This window comes from Paracoccus sp. (in: a-proteobacteria), assembly GCF_032007265.1.
Lineage (GTDB): Bacteria > Pseudomonadota > Alphaproteobacteria > Rhodobacterales > Rhodobacteraceae > Paracoccus.
This window is the reverse complement of the sequence record NZ_DALZMB010000197.1, coordinates 1-2,685: the sequence shown is the minus strand read 5'-3', so window position 1 is coordinate 2,685 and position 2,685 is coordinate 1. Positions and strand designations below refer to the sequence as shown.

The 2,685-nt window shown below is 55.9% G+C and carries 3 protein-coding genes and 1 pseudogene; 2 read left to right on the top strand and 2 right to left on the bottom strand.

The window, feature by feature from the left end:
• The first annotated feature begins 99 nt into the window (after nt 1-99).
• Entirely contained in the window at nt 100-753 is a 654-nt protein-coding gene (locus RTS12_RS20545) for a TetR/AcrR family transcriptional regulator (protein ID WP_312531986.1), read from the top strand.
• A 12-nt stretch (nt 754-765) separates the two neighbouring features.
• On the opposite strand, the gene RTS12_RS20540 is transcribed toward RTS12_RS20545, so the two are convergent.
• Nucleotides 766-1,170: a heme-binding protein gene (locus tag RTS12_RS20540; protein ID WP_312531984.1), complete on the bottom strand. Its 405-nt coding sequence runs from the start codon at nt 1,168-1,170 to the stop codon at nt 766-768.
• A gap of 44 nt (nt 1,171-1,214) precedes the next feature.
• Nucleotides 1,215-1,370 carry a hypothetical protein gene (locus RTS12_RS20535; protein WP_312531982.1) on the bottom strand — a complete coding sequence of 52 codons (156 nt, stop codon included), beginning with the start codon at nt 1,368-1,370 and terminating at the stop codon, nt 1,215-1,217.
• Nucleotides 1,371-1,583: 213 nt separating this feature from the next.
• Here RTS12_RS20535 and RTS12_RS20530 point away from each other — a divergent pair.
• Nucleotides 1,584-1,748 (top strand): annotated as a pseudogene (locus RTS12_RS20530) (IS5/IS1182 family transposase); the annotation flags it as partial.
• Between the last annotated feature and the right edge of the window lie 937 nt (nt 1,749-2,685).

The window sequence follows — 2,685 nt, the reverse complement described above, 5'->3', positions numbered from 1 at the left end:
AGTTAGTGCGATAATTTTCCAGCCATGGCTTGCGTAAGCTCTGGACTGCTATAACGTTCTGGGTACAGAGGACCAGCCAGGAACGACCGGAGACAGAGCGTGACCGCAGAAGCCAAGACGCCATCGCCCAGCAAGCCTCGCATCCGCGACGCCGATGCAACCAAGGCACGCATTCTCAAGGCCGCGCAGAACGAATTTGCCCGCAATGGCTTTGGCGGTGCACGTGTCGATGTCATCGCCGAAAAGGCTGATGCCAATAAGCGGATGCTTTATCACTATTTCGGCGGCAAAGAGGATCTGTTCCAGACCGTCCTCGAAAATGCCTATATCGCCATCCGCGATGCCGAGCAAAAGCTGGCGCTGGACCACCTGCCCCCCAACGAGGCACTGGTGCGTCTCGTGCGCTTCACTTGGGATTATTACCTCAAGCACCCCGAGTTCATCACGCTGGTTAACAGCGAAAACCTTCATCGGGCTAAGCACCTGAAGAAATCCGAGATCGTCAAGATTTACAGCCGTCGCTTCGTCTCGATGGTCGACACCATTCTAAAACGCGGGGTTGCAAGCGGCGATTTTCGCACCGGAATCGACCCGGTGCAGCTGAACCTGACCATCGCTGCGATCGGCTATTACTATCTGACCAACCAATATACCGGCTCGATCATTTTTGAGCGGGACTTGATGGCAAAAGAGGCGCTCGAAGAGCGCCTCCAGTTCAATATCGACACGATCCTGCGTCTTGTCAGCGCCTAAGCGGCCCCCAACTCAGCTCGACAGGCCCAAGCTGCGCAGCGCGGTTTGGGCGCATTCGGCATCCTCATGACCCTGCGCGCCAGAGACGCCGATGCCTCCGATAATGGCCTCGTTGTAAACAATCGGCAGGCCCCCTTCCCAGGTGATCAGCCGGGGCCGATTTGCCAGCCCGACCCGAAGCTCGTCCGCTCTGTTCATCCGCGCAAAGAATTCCCGCGTCGAGCGCCGCATCGTGGCCGCCGTGAAGGCCTTGTCAGCCGCGAAACCAAGCGTTGGAGCACCGACACCATCCATACGCGCCGAAGCCAGCACCTCGCCCCCGGCATCAACGACGGCAACCGCCACCAACCATCCCCGCGAGATTGCATGCTCAAATGCAAGATGGATCAGTTGCAAAGCCGGAGCCGTCTTCAGCATTGGCCTCATCTCTATCAGATTAACGCTCTTTTCCTGACCCATCCCTATCCCCTTTTGTTCGGCAGCCAGGTCACGATGGACGGGACTGCAATCATGATCGCCACCAATACGAGAAGCATGATGAAGGACGGAATGGTCGCCGCAAAAACCCGTTCCATCGTAAAACGTGACACCAGCGTCACGCCTGAGCGTCTGAACATTGCGCACAGACCTCAGCCATCGAAACTTATAACTGTATAGTTACTTATTTCGATGGCCGCATTCCCGTCAAGATTTTTATCTCGGTGGTGCTTGTGATGAGGAGAGTGAGGGGCCCTTTGGCAGCTTAGGTTCGAGATCCATTGATTTCAGGCTGTTGGCAGATTCAGGCTCCCTAAAGAAATCTGATCGATGAGCAACCTCTAAACGCGCAAATGGAGCGCCTCAAGCCGATCTTTCCCGAGAGCCATGGCAAGCCCCTCGTCGATGATCGTCGCGTTCTGAGCGGCAAAATTTTCATCAAGCGCAATTGGTTGCGTTGGTGTGACGCCCCGAAGAAATACGGCCCGGCCAAGATCCTCTATAACCGCTGGAAGCACTGAAGAGACAATGGAGGCTTCGCCCGGATCATGGTTGGCCTGGCCACCGAGCGCACCTAGCACATGACGATCATGATCGAAATGGGTACCGTCACGGCATCGGGGTAGCCTGCCCTCGCGAGATAGTCCTGCGCCAAACCTATAGCGAAAGTTGCAAAATACGGCAAATATCTCGCCTCATCGATTGTGATTTGCTGCATAACTTCGCTTGCCTAGTTTGCTGTTGCGGTGGCAGCCCCTGCTGCCACTTCACCTAGCGGACCGTCTAAAGGCTGAACAGCCTCGCGCTTCTTAGACACCTTCGTGTTTCATCACTCGCCGGCGTTCGATCTCTAAGCGCCCCTGGAGATGCTTGGGCCGCTTCGATTAGCACAGACAAATTTCTAGATGCGGGCTGCATTTCCGGTTTCAACATTCGGACGGGAAGGAGCCATGCGGGATCGGCAGTGAACCGTGCCCGCGCCAAGTGCAAGCACCGTACGACCATTTCCAATTTAGCGCCAGCACACCACGACAGCGCTATCGTGCCATAACTGGTGCAACCTGCCGAATTGGATCACGCCATCCAGCGCTCTGCTGCGATCTGCTCTAATAGCCCAAAAAGATAAAAATCGCCACGCTCGATGGCCTCGATCTCAGGTGCAGGGGCCTTCAAGTTTTCCAGTGCGATCACCGCATCAGCACTAACATGCAATGGGCGCCAGATACTGGGCAGGCTTACCGTATCTCCGACCAGGAGTGACCCCCGCCCAGTTTCCGGAGCCAAGTGTGGGTTTTCTCAGGATTGTATCATCATGACCCGTTGTCATGAGCGATCCCCGGTCCTATCTGCGCGCCTACGTAGCCACTGATCCACACGATCATGAAACCTCAGATACAAAACGGCTCTGTTGCACAATTCGGCTGATGGCCAAGGCTCCCCTTTCCCCGGACGGAC

What these genes read in the sequence shown, in the direction of transcription:
- RTS12_RS20535 (WP_312531982.1), bottom strand. Translation starts at nt 1,370, where the DNA reads ATGTTCAGACGCTCAGGCGTGACGCTGGTGTCACGTTTTACGATGGAA.
- RTS12_RS20540 (WP_312531984.1), bottom strand. Translation starts at nt 1,170, where the DNA reads ATGCTGAAGACGGCTCCGGCTTTGCAACTGATCCATCTTGCATTTGAG.